The sequence below is a fragment of the Streptococcus sp. CL9.43 genome (assembly GCF_049737935.1).
GTDB classification, from domain to species: domain Bacteria; phylum Bacillota; class Bacilli; order Lactobacillales; family Streptococcaceae; genus Streptococcus; species Streptococcus infantis_I.
This window is the reverse complement of record NZ_JBKOTS010000001.1, coordinates 313,702-328,565: the sequence shown is the minus strand read 5'-3', so window position 1 is coordinate 328,565 and position 14,864 is coordinate 313,702. Positions and strand designations below refer to the sequence as shown.

The following is a 14,864-nucleotide window of genomic DNA, read 5'->3' as shown; positions in this document are numbered from 1 at the left end:
TTTTGTGTTCCAAAAGATGCCTTATTTTCCAAACAGATTTCAAGTATTTTTAGGGTGATAGGTATATAATAGAGCTATAATACAATATCTATATTCATATGATGAGCGAGAAAGGTGATGAAAATGAAAAAATGGCAAGCAACTATATTGGTCTGCGCTAGTCTGGTTTGTCTATCGGCTTGTAACAATCAGATGGAGAGCCAAGCTGATAAGCAAAACGGAGACAAAAATGAACAAGTTAGTTCTCAAATTGCAAAACAAGGAGAAGCAGTTACAGACTTTTCACTGACGGGAGTTGATGGGAAAACCTATCGCCTATCAGATTATAAAGGCAAAAAGGTCTATCTCAAATTTTGGGCATCTTGGTGCTCTATTTGTCTAGCTAGTTTACCTGATACCGATGAGCTTGCGAAAGAAGCAAGTGATGACTATGTCATCTTGACAGTGGTTTCTCCTGGTCAAAAAGGAGAGCAGTCAGAAGAAGACTTCAAGAAATGGTATCAAGGCTTGGACTATAAAGATTTACCAGTATTGTTAGACCCTTCGGGACAACTTTTAGCGAGTTACGGAGTTCGTTCTTATCCGACTCAGGCCTTTATTGATAAAGAAGGCAAATTGGTGAAGACTCAACCAGGCTTTATGGACAAGGAAACTATTTTAGAGAATTTAAAGACTATGAATTAGAGGCTTATTATGAATGATAAATTAAAAATAATCCTGTCGATTGGAATCATTATCTTCCTTATTTTAGGAGTTTTATTTCTTTGGGAAAAAAGAAGCGCTAGCTACACTGATACCTCTCAAATTGAGAAGGCAGCAGTTAGTCAGGGGAAACATGCTAAGAAAAATACTGAGCCAAGAAAAGATGCTGACCTACATGATATTTATCTAGCGGGAGGTTGTTTCTGGGGTGTCGAAGAGTATTTTTCACGAGTAGCAGGTGTGACAGATGCTGTTTCGGGCTATGCTAATGGTAGAGGAGAAACAACCCAGTATGAATTGATTGGCCAAACCGGGCATGCTGAGACTGTTCATGTGACCTATGATGCCAATCAAATCTCTTTAAAAGAAATCTTGCTTCATTATTTCCGGATTATTAATCCAATCAGTAAGAATAAGCAGGGAAATGATGTGGGGACTCAGTACAGAACAGGAGTCTATTATACAGATGAGAAAGATTTAGAAGTCATCAACCAAGTTTTTGATCAAGTTGCTAAGAAGTACGACGAACCTATAGCGGTTGAAAAAGAAGCCTTAAGAAATTTTATCGTGGCTGAGGACTACCACCAAGACTATCTCCAGAAAAATCCTAATGGATATTGCCATATCAATGTCAATCAAGCAGCCTATCCTGTTATTGATGCAAGTAAATATCCAAAACCGAGTGACGATGAATTGAAAAAACTTCTCTCTCCTGAAGAGTATGCTGTGACTCAAAACGGTCAAACAGAACGTGCCTTTTCAAATCGTTACTGGGATAAATTTGAAGCAGGTATTTATGTGGATGTTGCGACTGGCGAACCCCTCTTTTCTTCGAAAGATAAGTTTGAATCGGGCTGTGGTTGGCCTAGCTTTACCCAGCCTATCAGTCCAGATGTTGCGACCTACAAGGAAGACAAGTCTTATAATATGGTCAGAACAGAAGTCAGAAGTAGAACAGGGGATTCTCACCTAGGACATGTCTTTACAGACGGGCCTAAGGACAAGGGAGGTCTACGCTATTGTATCAATAGTCTATCCATCCGTTTTATTCCTAAGGATCAAATGGAAGAAAAGGGTTATGGTTATTTGTTGGATTATGTCGAGTAAACTTGAGATTTAAATCAATCATAAAAAAGCCAGATCTCCTGTTGGGGTCTGGCTTTTATGGTATACTTAGGATATGCATAGAAAAACAGTGATTGATTTTAGGACTTTGGGCGAGAGATACACCTTCACTCAACCTATCAAAGAGTTAAAAACGAGAGATTTAGCAGAAGTGTCAGACTTGCTGGCACAAGTAGAAAGCTACCAAGAGCAGGGCTATTATGTGGTAGGTTATGTCAGCTATGAGGCTGCACCAGCTTTTGAGGAGAAGTTAGCAGTCCACTCAGTTCCCTTACTGGGAGAGTATCTCCTCTATTTCACCGTTCATGACAGTGTAGAAAAATCCAGTATCCCTCTGACTTATGAGAAGGTGGATTTGCCTTCAAACTGGCAGGAAGTAACTTCTGCAGAGGACTATGAAAAGGCTATTGCCCAAATTCACCATCATTTAAGGCAAGGGGATACCTATCAGGTCAATTATACTGTCCAACTCAAGCAGCATTTAAGTGCTAATCCTTTTACTATCTACAATCGCATGGTGGTGGAACAGGAAGCAGGTTATAATGCCTATGTTGAACATGACGACATGGCAGTGATTTCCATGAGTCCAGAACTCTTTTTTGAGCAAAATGGGCGTGAGTTGACCACTCGTCCTATGAAGGGGACGACTAAACGTGGTCTGACTGATGCTGAAGACTTGAAAGAGGCGGTTTGGTTGGAACAAGATCCCAAAAATTGCTCAGAAAATATGATGATAGTAGACCTCTTGCGCAATGACATGAATCGCCTGTCTGAGGTTGGAAGTGAGCATGTGGAACGTTTATGCCAAGTGGAGCAATATTCAACGGTTTGGCAGATGACTTCGACTATCAAGAGTCAGTTACTACCGAATGTTGACCTAGTAGAAATCTTCCGATCACTCTTTCCTTGTGGATCCATCACAGGAGCTCCCAAGATAGCGACCATGGAAATTATTAAGAACTTGGAACCACAACCGCGTGGAGTTTACTGTGGGACGATTGGTCTTTTACTTCCCAATGGGCGACGGATTTTCAATGTGGCTATTCGAACTATTCAACTGCATCAAGGACAAGCCATCTATGGAGTCGGTGGAGGCATTACTTGGGATAGTACTTGGGAGTCAGAATACCGTGAAGTCCATCAAAAAGCGGCAGTTCTCTATCGTAAACAGCCTCGTTTTCAACTGATTACAACAGGAAAAATTAGCCAGAGGAAATTACTTTTTGAAACTCAACATCTTGAAAGACTACAAAAGGCTAGTCGTTATTTTGCCTTTCCATTTGATCCAGAAGTTCTGAAACAAAAGATAGAGGAGGAGTGTCAAGCCTGTGACTTCCATCAAGAATATCGACTGCGAATCAGTCTCAGCAAATCTGGAGAGATTGAAATTGAACGACAAGTATTGACACCACTTAGCTCTAGTTTTTGTCAGGCCAAGCTTTGTCAGCAAGAAGCTGATTTGCAACAGGCATTTACCTACTTTAAGACGACATTCCGACCACATTTGACAGTGGGAGATCAGGAAATCATTTATCACACTGCTGGTGGAAAATTGCTTGAAACCTCTATTGGGAATCTGGTCTTAAAAATGGATGGCAAGCTCTATACACCTCCTAGTCAGCTAGGCCTGTTACCAGGGATTTATCGTCAACATTTACTTGAAAGTGGGCAGGTAGAAGAGAAGGTCTTGACCATAGAAGATTTGGCACAAGCAGAAGCTATCTATGGCTGTAATGCAGTTAGGGGATTGTATGAGTTGTCAGTAAAAAAGGAGCATTAAATGAAACTAATATTTTTACACGGTTTGGGACAGTCAGCAGATAGTTGGAAAGAAGTTCAGGATTTTCTCGCAGATTATCCCTCTGAAGCCCTAGAGTTATTCCCTTCCGGAGTTGCTACCTACCAAGAAGCTAAGGAGCGCATTTATCAGCACTTGTCAGAGGAGACAGAACCTTTTGTCTTAATCGGTTTGTCCTTAGGGGCTGCACTTGCATTAGAATTGTCAAGTTACAATCTGCCAAATCTTCAGGCCTTGATTTTATCAGGTTGTCCATTGAAACTAGCGGGAAACATCCCTTTTTATATTCAATCTCTGATATTTAAACTACTCCCAAAAAGGATATTTGAGAAGCAGGGAGCAGACAAATCGCTTTTAGTTGGAGTATCTGAAGAATTAAAAACACTTGATTTAAGAGAGATTGCAAAGAATTGTTCATATCCAACTTTTTTAATCTGTGGTAGTCAGGATAAGCCTAATCTAAAGTCTATGAAAGATCTGCAACAACTGATTCCAAATTCTCAGTTTCAGATTATTCCTGATGGACCTCATGTTCTGAATAGGGCCAAACCAAAAGAGTTTGCAGAAATAACTAGAAGTTTTCTTGAATTGCAGAAATAAGTTTGATAAAATAATATCGAGATTAATATTATAATTTTAGGAGGAAATCATGAACAAACGTCATTTATTAAAACTTGGTCTAGCTTCTTTACCTGCTCTAGCTTTGTTTTTACATCCAGTTGTGGCAGATGAAAGTATCCATTTTTCAAGCTGTAAGGAAGCTTGGTAGAATGGTTATGCAGATATTCATAAGGGAGAACAAGGGTATTCTGCTACTTTAGATAAAGATCATGATGGGATTGCCTGTGAATCAAAGAATGCGCCTAAGGGTGTTTTATAAGAGAAAAAGTCGAGTACATCTCAAACTAACACCAATGTAGCACCTACCCCAAGTGTAGCAGCTGAAAGTGGCTGGGTTCGTCAAAATGGGTCTTGGTACTATTTTTCTGAAAATGGGAAAACAGTAACAAATACTTGGCAGGGTGCTTACTATCTCAAGTCAGATGGAAGAATGGCTGAGAATGAGTGGGTATACGATAACTATTACCAAGCCTGGTATTACCTTAAATCAGATGGATCTTATGCACGTAATGCTTGGCAGGGAAGTTACTATCTCAAATCAGATGGTAAGATGGCTCAGGGTGAATGGATTTATGATTCTTACTACCAAGCCTGGTATTACCTCAAATCAGATGGAGCTTATGCGCATAATACTTGGCAAGGTTCATATTACCTCAAGTCAAATGGGAAAATGGCTCAGAATGAGTGGATCTATGATTCTTCTTACCAAGCCTGGTATTACTTGAAATCAGATGGATCTTATGCTCGCAATGCATGGCAAGGAAATTACTATTTGAAATCGGATGGTAAAATGGCTAAGAATGAGCGAGTGGATGGTGGACGCTATTATGTAGATGCTTCTGGTTTGTGGAAACCATAGAGTAGAAATAATCTGGAAAGGTAATGCAAAGCTTTGCACAAATCTAACGATTTTGTTATACTATGTCTGTAAGCATTTCCATTAATAAATATAAAGGAGAAAAAGATGAGTCAAAAGATTATTGGGATTGACCTTGGTGGAACTTCTGTCAAGTTTGCAATTTTAACTCAAGAAGGAGAAATCCAAGAAAAATGGTCTATTAAAACTAACATTTTGGATGAAGGAAGCCATATCGTAGACGATATGATTGAATCAATTCAACATCGTTTGAACTTGCTTGGATTGTCAGCTACGGATTTCCAAGGGATTGGTATGGGTTCACCTGGTGTAGTTGACCGTGAAAATGGAACTGTTATCGGAGCCTACAACCTCAACTGGAAAACTCTTCAACCAATCAAAGAAAAGATGGAAAAAGCCTTGGGTATTCCATTCTTTATTGACAATGACGCTAACGTAGCTGCTCTTGGTGAGCGTTGGATGGGGGCCGGTGAAAACCAACCAGACGTTGTCTTTATGACTCTGGGTACAGGTGTTGGTGGCGGTATCGTGGCAGAAGGCAAATTGCTCCACGGTGTTGCAGGTGCTGCAGGTGAACTTGGACACATCACTGTTGACTTTGACCAACCAATCCCATGTACTTGTGGTAAAAAAGGCTGTCTTGAGACAGTAGCTTCAGCAACAGGTATTGTCAACTTGACTCGTCGTTATGCAGATGAGTATGAAGGTGATGCAGCCTTAAAACGCTTGATTGATGACGGAGAAGAAGTAACTGCTAAAACCGTCTTTGATTTGGCAAAAGAAGGGGACGACCTCGCTTTGATCGTTTACCGTAACTTCTCACGTTACTTGGGTATTGCATGTGCCAACATCGGTTCTATCCTAAATCCATCAACAATCGTTATCGGTGGTGGAGTTTCAGCTGCTGGGGAATTCCTTCTCCAAGGTGTGCAAAAGGTTTATGATGAAAATACCTTCCCACAAGTTCGTACAACAACGAAATTAGCTCTTGCGACTCTAGGAAATGACGCTGGAGTTATCGGAGCAGCATCTCTTGTCTTGCAATAAGAAACAAAAGAAGGAGAAAATCACTATCTTGAAGCGAGTGATTTTCCTCCTTTCTTTTTTTATGCTATACTAGTTAAGAATAAACGTTGAGGAGAGAGTAAATGACAAAAGCAGATAAGATTTTTAAAGAAAATATTGAGCGAATTCTCAATGAAGGAGTCTTTTCAGAACAAGCTCGTCCCAAGTATAAGGATGGAACAGTTGCCAACTCCAAGTACATTACAGGTGCTTTTGCAGAGTATGATTTGTCTAAGGGTGAATTTCCAATTACAACCTTGCGTCCAATTGCTATCAAATCAGCCATTAAAGAAGTGCTCTGGATTTACCAAGATCAATCAAATAGCCTGGAAGTTCTCAATGATAAGTACAATGTTCACTACTGGAATGACTGGGAAGTAGGAGATACAGGGACAATCGGTGAGCGTTACGGGGCTGTTGTTAAGAAGCATGACATCATTAACAAGATTCTCAAACAGTTGGAAGCTAATCCTTGGAACCGTCGTAATATCATCTCTCTCTGGGACTACCAAGCCTTCGAAGAAACAGATGGCCTTCTTCCGTGTGCCTTCCAGACCATGTTTGATGTCCGTCGAGTAGATGGGGAAATTTACCTGGATGCAACCTTGACCCAGCGTTCTAACGATATGCTGGTTGCTCATCACATCAATGCCATGCAGTATGTAGCTCTTCAAATGATGATTGCCAAACACTTTGGTTGGAAAGTTGGAAAATTCTTCTATTTTATCAATAACCTTCATATCTATGACAATCAATTTGAACAAGCTCAGGAATTGCTCCGTCGTGAACCTTCAAATTGCCAACCACGTTTGGTCTTGAATGTACCAGACAAGACCAACTTCTTTGATATTAAAGCAGAAGATTTTGAGTTGGTTGACTATGATCCAGTGAAACCGCAATTGAAATTTGATTTGGCTATTTAAGAACAACAAAAGAAGTTGGAATTTCCAACTTCTTTTTGTTTATTAGCGTGATACGCGACGGCGAGCTGCTTTTTTACGGTTTTCTTCGATGAAAGCTGCTTTTTGTTCTTCTGGTTCAATCACTTTCTTTTTGAATGCGTATACTGCACCTGCAACAGCAGCCACAGTTCCTGCAACACCTGTTACGAGACCTTTAGCAAATCCTTTAGCCATGAGTCTTCCTCCTTTTATTTATAAATCAGACGGAAATAGCTTAAGAGATAGCATTTTTCTGCCTGTCCATTTTGTGATATAATAATAGTAACGAAAAAATGGGAATTTTTCAAGGAAAAACGATGAAAACAAAAATAATTGTGATTGTTGGTCCAACAGCTGTTGGAAAGACTGCACTAGCCATTGAAGTTGCTCAGCGATTTAATGGCGAAGTAGTCAGTGGAGATAGCCAACAAGTCTACCGAGGGCTAGATATTGGAACGGCCAAGGCTAGTCCAGAGGAGCAGGCAACTGTCCCTCATCACTTGATTGATGTGAGAGATGTAACCGAGTCTTACTCGGCTTTTGATTTTGTTTCAGAGGCCAAGACAGCTATTGAGGATATTCAAAGCCGAGGTAAGCTTGCAATTATTGCTGGTGGGACTGGACTTTATATCCAGAGTCTGCTAGAAGGCTATCATCTTGGTGGGGAGACACCCCATGAGGATATTTTAGCTTATCGTGCTAGTCTAGAACCTTTTTCAGATGAGGAGTTAGCACATCTGGTGGATCAAGCAGGCCTTGAAATTCCCCAATTTAATCGTCGCCGTGCTATGCGTGCCTTGGAAATTGCTCATTTTTCTCAAGATTTGGAAAATCAGGAGAGTCCTTATGAAGCTCTGATTATTTGTCTGGATGATGAGCGGAGTCAATTGTATGAACGGATTAACCACCGAGTGGATTTGATGTTTGAAGCTGGACTTCTAGACGAAGCCAAGTGGTTGTTTGACCATTATCCAGATGTGCAGGCTGCTAAAGGGATCGGTTACAAGGAACTCTTTCCCTATTTTCGAGGAGAGCAGAGTTTGGAGGAGGCTAGCGATAGTCTCAAGCAAGCGACTCGCCGATTTGCCAAGCGCCAGCTAACCTGGTTCCGTAATCGTATGCAGGTGACCTTTTATCAAATAGGAGAATCTGGTGTGACAGACCGTATTTTAAACCAGATTGAGGAGTTTTTAAATGATTGAAACGGAGAAAAAAGAGGAGAGGGTCCTGCTGATTGGTGTTGAACTCCAGGGTATGGATAATTTTGACCTCTCCATGGAAGAGCTGGCTAGTCTGGCTAAGACGGCTGGTGCAGTCGTAGTCGATAGTTACAGACAAAAACGAGAAAAATACGATTCCAAGACCTTTGTTGGTTCTGGTAAGTTGGAAGAAATTGCTCAAATGGTGGACGCAGAAGAAATCACGACAGTCATCGTCAACAACCGTCTGACACCACGGCAAAATGTTAACCTCGAGGAAGTTCTCGGTGTCAAGGTCATTGACCGGATGCAGTTGATTTTAGATATCTTTGCCATGAGAGCTCGAAGCCATGAAGGGAAGCTCCAAGTTCATCTAGCTCAGCTTAAATACCTCTTGCCTCGTTTGGTTGGTCAAGGGATTATGCTTAGCCGTCAGGCAGGAGGGATTGGTTCTCGTGGTCCAGGTGAAAGCCAGCTGGAACTTAACCGTCGAGGCGTTCGCAACCAAATTACAGATATCGAGCGTCAGCTCAAAGTCGTTGAGAAAAATCGAGCGACAGTTCGAGAAAAACGTTTGGAGTCAAGCACCTTCAAGATTGGTTTGATTGGCTACACCAATGCTGGGAAATCAACTATCATGAACACCTTGACCAGTAAGACCCAGTATGAGGCGGATGAGCTCTTTGCGACTCTGGATGCGACGACTAAGAGCATCCATCTGGGGGGCAATCTACAGGTAACCTTGACAGATACCGTTGGATTTATCCAAGACCTACCGACAGAGTTGGTGTCTAGTTTCAAGTCGACCTTGGAAGAAAGCAAGCATGTAGATCTTCTGGTTCATGTTATTGATGCCAGCAATCCTTACCATGAGGAACATGAAAAAACAGTCCTTTCTATCATGAAAGATTTGGATATGGAGGATATTCCTCGTTTGACCCTTTATAATAAAGCGGATTTGATGGAGGATTTCACGCCTACCCAAACCCCATATGCATTGATTTCTGCCAAGTCGGCGGATAGTCGTGAGCAGTTGCAGGCTTTGTTGTTAGATAAGATCAAGGACATTTTTGAACCCTTTACCTTGCGTGTACCTTTTTCTAAATCATATAAGATTCACGATTTAGAGAGTGTTGCTATCCTAGAAGAAAGGGATTATCAAGATGACGGCGAAGTCATCACAGGCTTCATTTCTGAGAAAAATAAATGGAGATTAGAAGAATTTTATGACTGATATCAAATCATTAGCTCTCAAGTATGGTGGCTATACAAGTTTAGACAAGGTCTATCTGGACCAACTTTTAGCTGGTAGGTCTGAAGAGGAGCAACTAGCTCTCATTACACCTCCACCCAGCGTAGTGAATGCCTACTTTGCCGAGCTCTACCAGAAAAAGAGCCCAGAGGCTGCGACCGATTATTTTGCAGAAGTCAGCCAAGAACTGAACCTCTATAATGCTGAACCAAGTTTCGCTTTGGAAAGCAAGCCCTTTATTCGCCTCAATCTATCTGGTAAATCCTTTGGATTTTGCTACGAGAAAGAAGGTCTTGGTCGCATTTTCTCAGAGAACGAGGAAGCAATTACGGATGAATTACTCTTTGAGATAGCGCAAATTTTTCCCCATCAGCTAGTTTTTGAGGAGTCTGGTAAGATTTACATGAAGGCGATTGGTGAAGAGGAAGTAGTCAGCCTGGAAAATCTCACAGCCTTGACAGATCTGGAAAATTTAGCAGATGGAAGAAAGCGACTTAAGGGATATAGCCAAGAGGATTTACTACAAGAAGCTAGAGCTTTTTCTGGCAAGCTTTATTATCGCTCGGAAAACCGCACCGCTATGTTATATATTGATTAATTAGAAAGTAGCAAATGGATATTCAATTTTTAGGAACGGGGGCTGGTCAGCCCTCTAAAGCCCGCAACGTTTCAAGTCTCGCCCTGAAACTCTTGGACGAGATTAACGAAGTCTGGCTCTTTGACTGTGGAGAAGGAACGCAAAATCGCATTCTGGAAACCACGATTCGACCACGCAAGGTCAGCAAAATTTTTATCACCCACTTGCATGGAGACCATATCTTTGGTTTACCTGGATTTCTTTCTAGCCGTGCCTTTCAAGCAAATGAAGAGCAGACAGATTTGGAAATCTATGGTCCCCAAGGCATCAAATCTTTTGTCTTGACCAGTCTACGAGTGTCAGGTTCACGCCTGCCCTATAAGATTCATTTTCATGAGTTCGACCAAGCTTCTCTTGGGAAAATTCTTGAAACAGATAAATTCACGGTGTATGCGGAAGAGTTGGATCACACTATTTTCTGTGTGGGCTACCGTGTCATGCAAAAGGACCTAGAAGGCACTCTGGATGCTGAAAAATTAAAGGCTGCCGGCGTACCTTTTGGACCACTCTTTGGAAAAATTAAAAACGGTCAGGATGTCATCCTAGAAGACGGCACCGAGATTAAGGCAGCAGACTATATCTCAGCGCCACGTCCAGGTAAGATTATCACTATCTTGGGTGATACTCGAAAAACTAATGCCAGTGTTCGTCTGGCTGTCAATGCAGATGTCCTTGTCCATGAGTCCACTTATGGTAAAGGTGATGAGAAAATTGCCCGCAATCATGGCCACTCAACCAATATGCAGGCTGCGCAGGTGGCAACAGAAGCGGGAGCCAAACGACTCTTGCTCAACCATATCAGTGCACGCTTCCTTTCAAAGGATATTAGCAAGCTTAAGAAAGATGCGGCATCGATTTTTGAAAACGTCCATGTGGTCAAAGACTTGGAAGAAGTGGAAATCTAGAAGTTTGAGAAAGGAAAAGTATGTCTACTATTCTCATTACAGGTGCTAGCGGGGGTCTAGCCCAAGAAATGGTCAAACTCTTACCTCAAGACCAACTCATTTTGCTTGGTAGAAATAAGGAAAAACTAGTTCAGCTATACGGAAATCATCCTCAGGCAGAATTGATTGAAATTGATATTACCGACGATCAAGCCTTAGAAGAACTGGTTGCTGAACTCTATCAGCGTTATGGTAAGATTGATGTCTTGATTAACAACGCTGGATATGGGATTTTTGAAGATTTTGACAAGATTTCTGATCAAGACATTCATCAAATGTTTGAAGTCAATACTTTTGCTTTGATGAATCTGTCTCGTTTGGTTGCTTCTCGTATGAAGGAGATTCGAAAAGGTCATATCATCAATATCGTCAGCATGGCAGGATTGATAGCGACTGGCAAGTCTAGTCTCTATTCAGCGACCAAGTTTGCGGCCATCGGTTTTTCAAATGCTCTTCGCCTTGAGCTCATGTCCTATGGTGTCTATGTGACGACGGTTAATCCCGGTCCTATCCGTACAGGGTTTTTCGACCAGGCTGACCCAGACGGCAGTTATCTAAAATCAGTTGACCGCTTCCTACTCGAGCCAGATGCAGTAGCTAGAAAGATTGTCAAAACCATAGGAAAAAATAAACGGGAACTCAATCTCCCAGCCTTGCTAAATTTAGCTCATAAATTTTATACCCTCTTTCCCAAGTTAGCAGATAAGTTAGCTGGGGAAACTTTTAATTATAAGTGAGAAAGTTGTTCCCTTGAGGAATGGCTTTTTATTTTTTTCGGTTGCTAATTTGTAGAAAAATACCACATGAAAAACAGACAGTTTATAACGATTTAGCCACTTTAAGGTATAATAGTGATAAGAAAGCAGAAAAGAGAGGATAAACTTCGAGTCTAACATAACTGAAAGTATATCTATAGCCGAAGCTTATGAAGTCAAGATAAAATAGGATTAAAAGAACTTGACCTTTTTCAGATTGATTAGACTGTAAATTGGAGTTAGGAATATTCTTAGAATAGATGAAGAAAATAAAAAAATAAAAAATGTTAAAACATCTTGACATTTTATATATTTGGAGTATAATAAAAAATGTAAAGGGCTCTTAACATTGTTTTAACAGATTGGAGGAACAGGACCATGAGAAAAATGGATGAAATGGACAGAGCGATTCAGCTACGTTCTGAGGAATGGGGTTATAAAACTGCTCTATTTGGCTTATGTGGATGGACAGTATTTAATATTTATCAATCTATTACAAAAGGCATTGAACTTGAAATGTTACCATGTCTGATTTTATGTTTATCTATTTCTGTTCAAGGATTTGCACAAACTGCCATAAAACAGAAAATGATTGACGGTGATGAAGATTTCAAAGAACCTAATAAACTTGTTCAAGGAATATTTTTGATTATTGTTATCCTTATCGTAGTTTTGGCGATTGGCATTTATTGTTTTCAGAAAGACTAAAGCTGTATGAAAAATAATATCAAACAGTTAAGAAAGTCTGAAGGACTACGTCAGGAAGATATGGCAAGAATATTAGGCGTTAGTCGACAAACCATAATTGCTATAGAGAATGACAAGTACAATCCTACACTTGAACTAGCAATGAAAATTGCAAGACTGCTACGACTACATGTTGAAGAAATTTTCATTTTAGAAGATTAAAGATATCAGATAGCATTTATTCTAATCATCTGATTCGTAATGATAGAGAGTTTTCCAGTTCATGGAAACTCTCTTTTTAAAGCTCAAAAAGAGTCTACTCAATTTTACCCTTGTCCATCAATATACCTATCGTAAAACTAGTATAAAAATTGCAAATAAACAGCTAAAATAGTATACTAGAACTAGCAATTATGAAAACGTTTGTGTTTTATTAATTTTAGGAGACAAATGATGGAATTAACAGCCATTTATCATAGACCAGAATCAGAGTATGCTTATCTTTACAAAGAAGGTCAGCTACATATCCGAATTAGAACGAAGAAAAATGATGTCCAGAAGGTTATCTTACACTATGGAGATCCCTTTATTTTCATTGAGGATAAGTATGAAGCTAAGAAAGAAATGACCAAAGTAACCTCAGATGCCCTATTTGACTATTGGCAAGTTACGGTATCGGTTGATTTCGCTCGCATTCAGTATCTCTTTGAGATCCTTGATGAGGAAGGTCAGGGTGTTTTTTACGGTGATAAGGGGTGTGTAGAACATACTCAAGAAAACTTGGATGCTGAAGGGAATGGCTTTAAGCTTCCTTATATTCACGAAATCGACGGATGTCAGGTTCCTAGCTGGGTTTCAAATACCGTTTGGTATCAGATTTTCCCAGAACGCTTTTCCAATGGAAACCCTAATTTGACTCCAGATGGAGCTCGAGAGTGGGATGCTGCCATTGCACCTAATATTGATGATTTTTTTGGTGGAGATTTACAAGGGATTATTGACCACTTAGACTATCTTAAAGATTTGGGAATCACAGGACTTTACCTATGTCCGATTTTTGAAGCAACAACCAATCATAAGTACGATACGACGGATTATTTTGAAATTGACCGTCACTTTGGAGACAAGGAAGTTTTTCGTAATTTAGTCGAGGAAGCCCACAAACGGGGCATCAAGATTATGCTAGATGCTGTTTTCAATCATATCGGCTACCAGTCTACTCAATGGCAGGATGTTCTAAAGAACGGAGAAAAGTCACCATATAAAGATTGGTTCCATATCCAAGAATTTCCAGTTACTGAGGATAAACTTCAGAATCCAAGAGAACTCCCTTATCATACCTTTGCCTTTGCTAGCTATATGCCTAAGTTGAATACAGCTAATCCGGAGGTTAGGGACTATCTTTTAAGTGTTGCGACCTACTGGATTGAAAATTTTGATATCGATGCTTGGCGCTTGGACGTTGCCAATGAAATTGACCATCAGTTCTGGAGAGATTTCAGAAAGGCGGTTCTCGCTAAAAAGCCTGATTTGTATATTTTAGGTGAAATCTGGCATACTTCTCAGCCTTGGCTACAAGGGGACGAGTTCCATGCTGTCATGAATTACCCGCTCTCTGAAAGTATCAAGGATTATTTCTTGCGTCAGCGTAAAAAGACGGAGCAATTTATTTCAGAAATCAACAGCCAGTCTATGTACTACAAGCAACAAATCTCAGAGGTGATGTTTAACCTTTTAGATTCTCATGATACAGAGCGTATCCTTACAACTGCCAAAGGAAATATCCAGCATGTCAAGGCTGCCCTAACTTTCCTCTATCTTCAAAAAGGGACCCCTTGTATCTATTACGGAACAGAGTTGGCCCTAATTGGTGGACCAGACCCTGATTGCCGTCGTGTCATGCCTTGGAATCGTGTTTCTGAAGACAATGACATGCTGAATTTTATGAAGAAATTAATCAAGGTTCGTAAGGACGTTGCAAGCATTATTCAGCATGGAAATTATCGCTTGGAAGAAGTGGAACCAGATGTTCTTGCCTTGAGCTGGAACTACCAAGGAAAAGAAGTTCAGGCAATCTTTAATCAGTCTTCTGAGAATTTTGTTTTAGAAAGAGACTCTGTTGATTTAGCTAGTCATTGCCATCTTAAAGATGGACAAGAGGTCATCTTACCAGATGGATTTGTAGTTTATATGATAGACTAGCATGGTTCATTGGAGTATTATGCCATATCAGTAAAAAAATAAATTAGAAGGTTGTTTCT

Annotated in this window: 15 protein-coding genes and 1 pseudogene; 15 read left to right on the top strand and 1 reads right to left on the bottom strand. The window is 40.4% G+C overall.

Annotated elements, in window-relative coordinates; all coding sequences use genetic code 11:
• Positions 1–123: 123 nt before the first annotated feature.
• The 7 genes and pseudogenes from ACLNCS_RS01580 (at position 124) to ACLNCS_RS01550 (ending at position 7,111) form a co-directional block, all read left to right on the top strand.
• Complete coding sequence (locus ACLNCS_RS01580) at positions 124–684, top strand: redoxin family protein (protein WP_263393882.1); 561 nt, start codon at positions 124–126, stop codon at positions 682–684.
• Positions 685–693: 9 nt separating this feature from the next.
• Positions 694–1,809: a peptide-methionine (R)-S-oxide reductase MsrB gene (gene msrB, locus ACLNCS_RS01575; protein WP_263393881.1), complete on the top strand. Its 1,116-nt coding sequence runs from the start codon at positions 694–696 to the stop codon at positions 1,807–1,809.
• Between the two features lie 73 nt (positions 1,810–1,882).
• Positions 1,883–3,607, top strand: coding sequence for an aminodeoxychorismate synthase component I (gene pabB, locus ACLNCS_RS01570; protein ID WP_016466627.1), 1,725 nt, complete (start codon positions 1,883–1,885; stop codon positions 3,605–3,607).
• Positions 3,608–4,225, top strand: coding sequence for an alpha/beta fold hydrolase (locus ACLNCS_RS01565; protein WP_424846894.1), 618 nt, complete (start codon positions 3,608–3,610; stop codon positions 4,223–4,225).
• Positions 4,226–4,274: 49 nt separating this feature from the next.
• Positions 4,275–5,105: pseudogene (locus ACLNCS_RS01560) on the top strand (excalibur calcium-binding domain-containing protein).
• A gap of 105 nt (positions 5,106–5,210) precedes the next feature.
• Entirely contained in the window at positions 5,211–6,170 is a 960-nt protein-coding gene (locus ACLNCS_RS01555) for an ROK family glucokinase (protein WP_225750585.1), read from the top strand.
• 101 nt (positions 6,171–6,271) lie between these two features.
• Positions 6,272–7,111, top strand: a complete 840-nt coding sequence (locus tag ACLNCS_RS01550) for a thymidylate synthase (protein ID WP_225750584.1) — start codon at positions 6,272–6,274, stop codon at positions 7,109–7,111.
• Between the two features lie 42 nt (positions 7,112–7,153).
• On the opposite strand, the gene ACLNCS_RS01545 is transcribed toward ACLNCS_RS01550, so the two are convergent.
• Complete coding sequence (locus ACLNCS_RS01545; protein WP_001051780.1) at positions 7,154–7,324, bottom strand: DUF3042 family protein; 171 nt, start codon at positions 7,322–7,324, stop codon at positions 7,154–7,156.
• 122 nt (positions 7,325–7,446) lie between these two features.
• Here ACLNCS_RS01545 and miaA point away from each other — a divergent pair, with 122 nt between their 5' ends.
• The 8 genes from miaA (at position 7,447) to ACLNCS_RS01505 (ending at position 14,805) form a co-directional block, all read left to right on the top strand.
• Positions 7,447–8,331 carry a tRNA (adenosine(37)-N6)-dimethylallyltransferase MiaA gene (gene miaA / locus ACLNCS_RS01540; RefSeq protein ID WP_424846891.1) on the top strand — a complete coding sequence of 295 codons (885 nt, stop codon included), beginning with the start codon at positions 7,447–7,449 and terminating at the stop codon, positions 8,329–8,331.
• Positions 8,324–9,562 carry a GTPase HflX gene (gene hflX, locus ACLNCS_RS01535; protein WP_424846889.1) on the top strand — a complete coding sequence of 413 codons (1,239 nt, stop codon included), beginning with the start codon at positions 8,324–8,326 and terminating at the stop codon, positions 9,560–9,562. Before miaA ends, hflX begins: the two co-directional genes overlap by 8 nt.
• Positions 9,555–10,178 carry a cystathionine beta-lyase gene (locus ACLNCS_RS01530; protein ID WP_414311796.1) on the top strand — a complete coding sequence of 208 codons (624 nt, stop codon included), beginning with the start codon at positions 9,555–9,557 and terminating at the stop codon, positions 10,176–10,178. The genes hflX and ACLNCS_RS01530 overlap by 8 nt, the downstream gene beginning before the upstream one ends.
• 14 nt (positions 10,179–10,192) lie before the next feature.
• Positions 10,193–11,122, top strand: coding sequence for a ribonuclease Z (rnz, locus tag ACLNCS_RS01525; protein ID WP_424846887.1), 930 nt, complete (start codon positions 10,193–10,195; stop codon positions 11,120–11,122).
• A gap of 20 nt (positions 11,123–11,142) precedes the next feature.
• Positions 11,143–11,898, top strand: a complete 756-nt coding sequence (locus ACLNCS_RS01520; protein WP_424846885.1) for an SDR family NAD(P)-dependent oxidoreductase — start codon at positions 11,143–11,145, stop codon at positions 11,896–11,898.
• A 396-nt stretch (positions 11,899–12,294) separates the two neighbouring features.
• Entirely contained in the window at positions 12,295–12,624 is a 330-nt protein-coding gene (locus tag ACLNCS_RS01515; protein ID WP_006152229.1) for a hypothetical protein, read from the top strand.
• Between the two features lie 6 nt (positions 12,625–12,630).
• Positions 12,631–12,825 (top strand): helix-turn-helix transcriptional regulator, encoded by a 195-nt coding sequence (locus tag ACLNCS_RS01510; RefSeq protein WP_006150191.1) that lies wholly within the window; start codon positions 12,631–12,633, stop codon positions 12,823–12,825.
• Positions 12,826–13,056: 231 nt separating this feature from the next.
• Positions 13,057–14,805, top strand: a complete 1,749-nt coding sequence (locus ACLNCS_RS01505) for a glycoside hydrolase family 13 protein (protein WP_424847163.1) — start codon at positions 13,057–13,059, stop codon at positions 14,803–14,805.
• Positions 14,806–14,864: the final 59 nt, after the last annotated feature.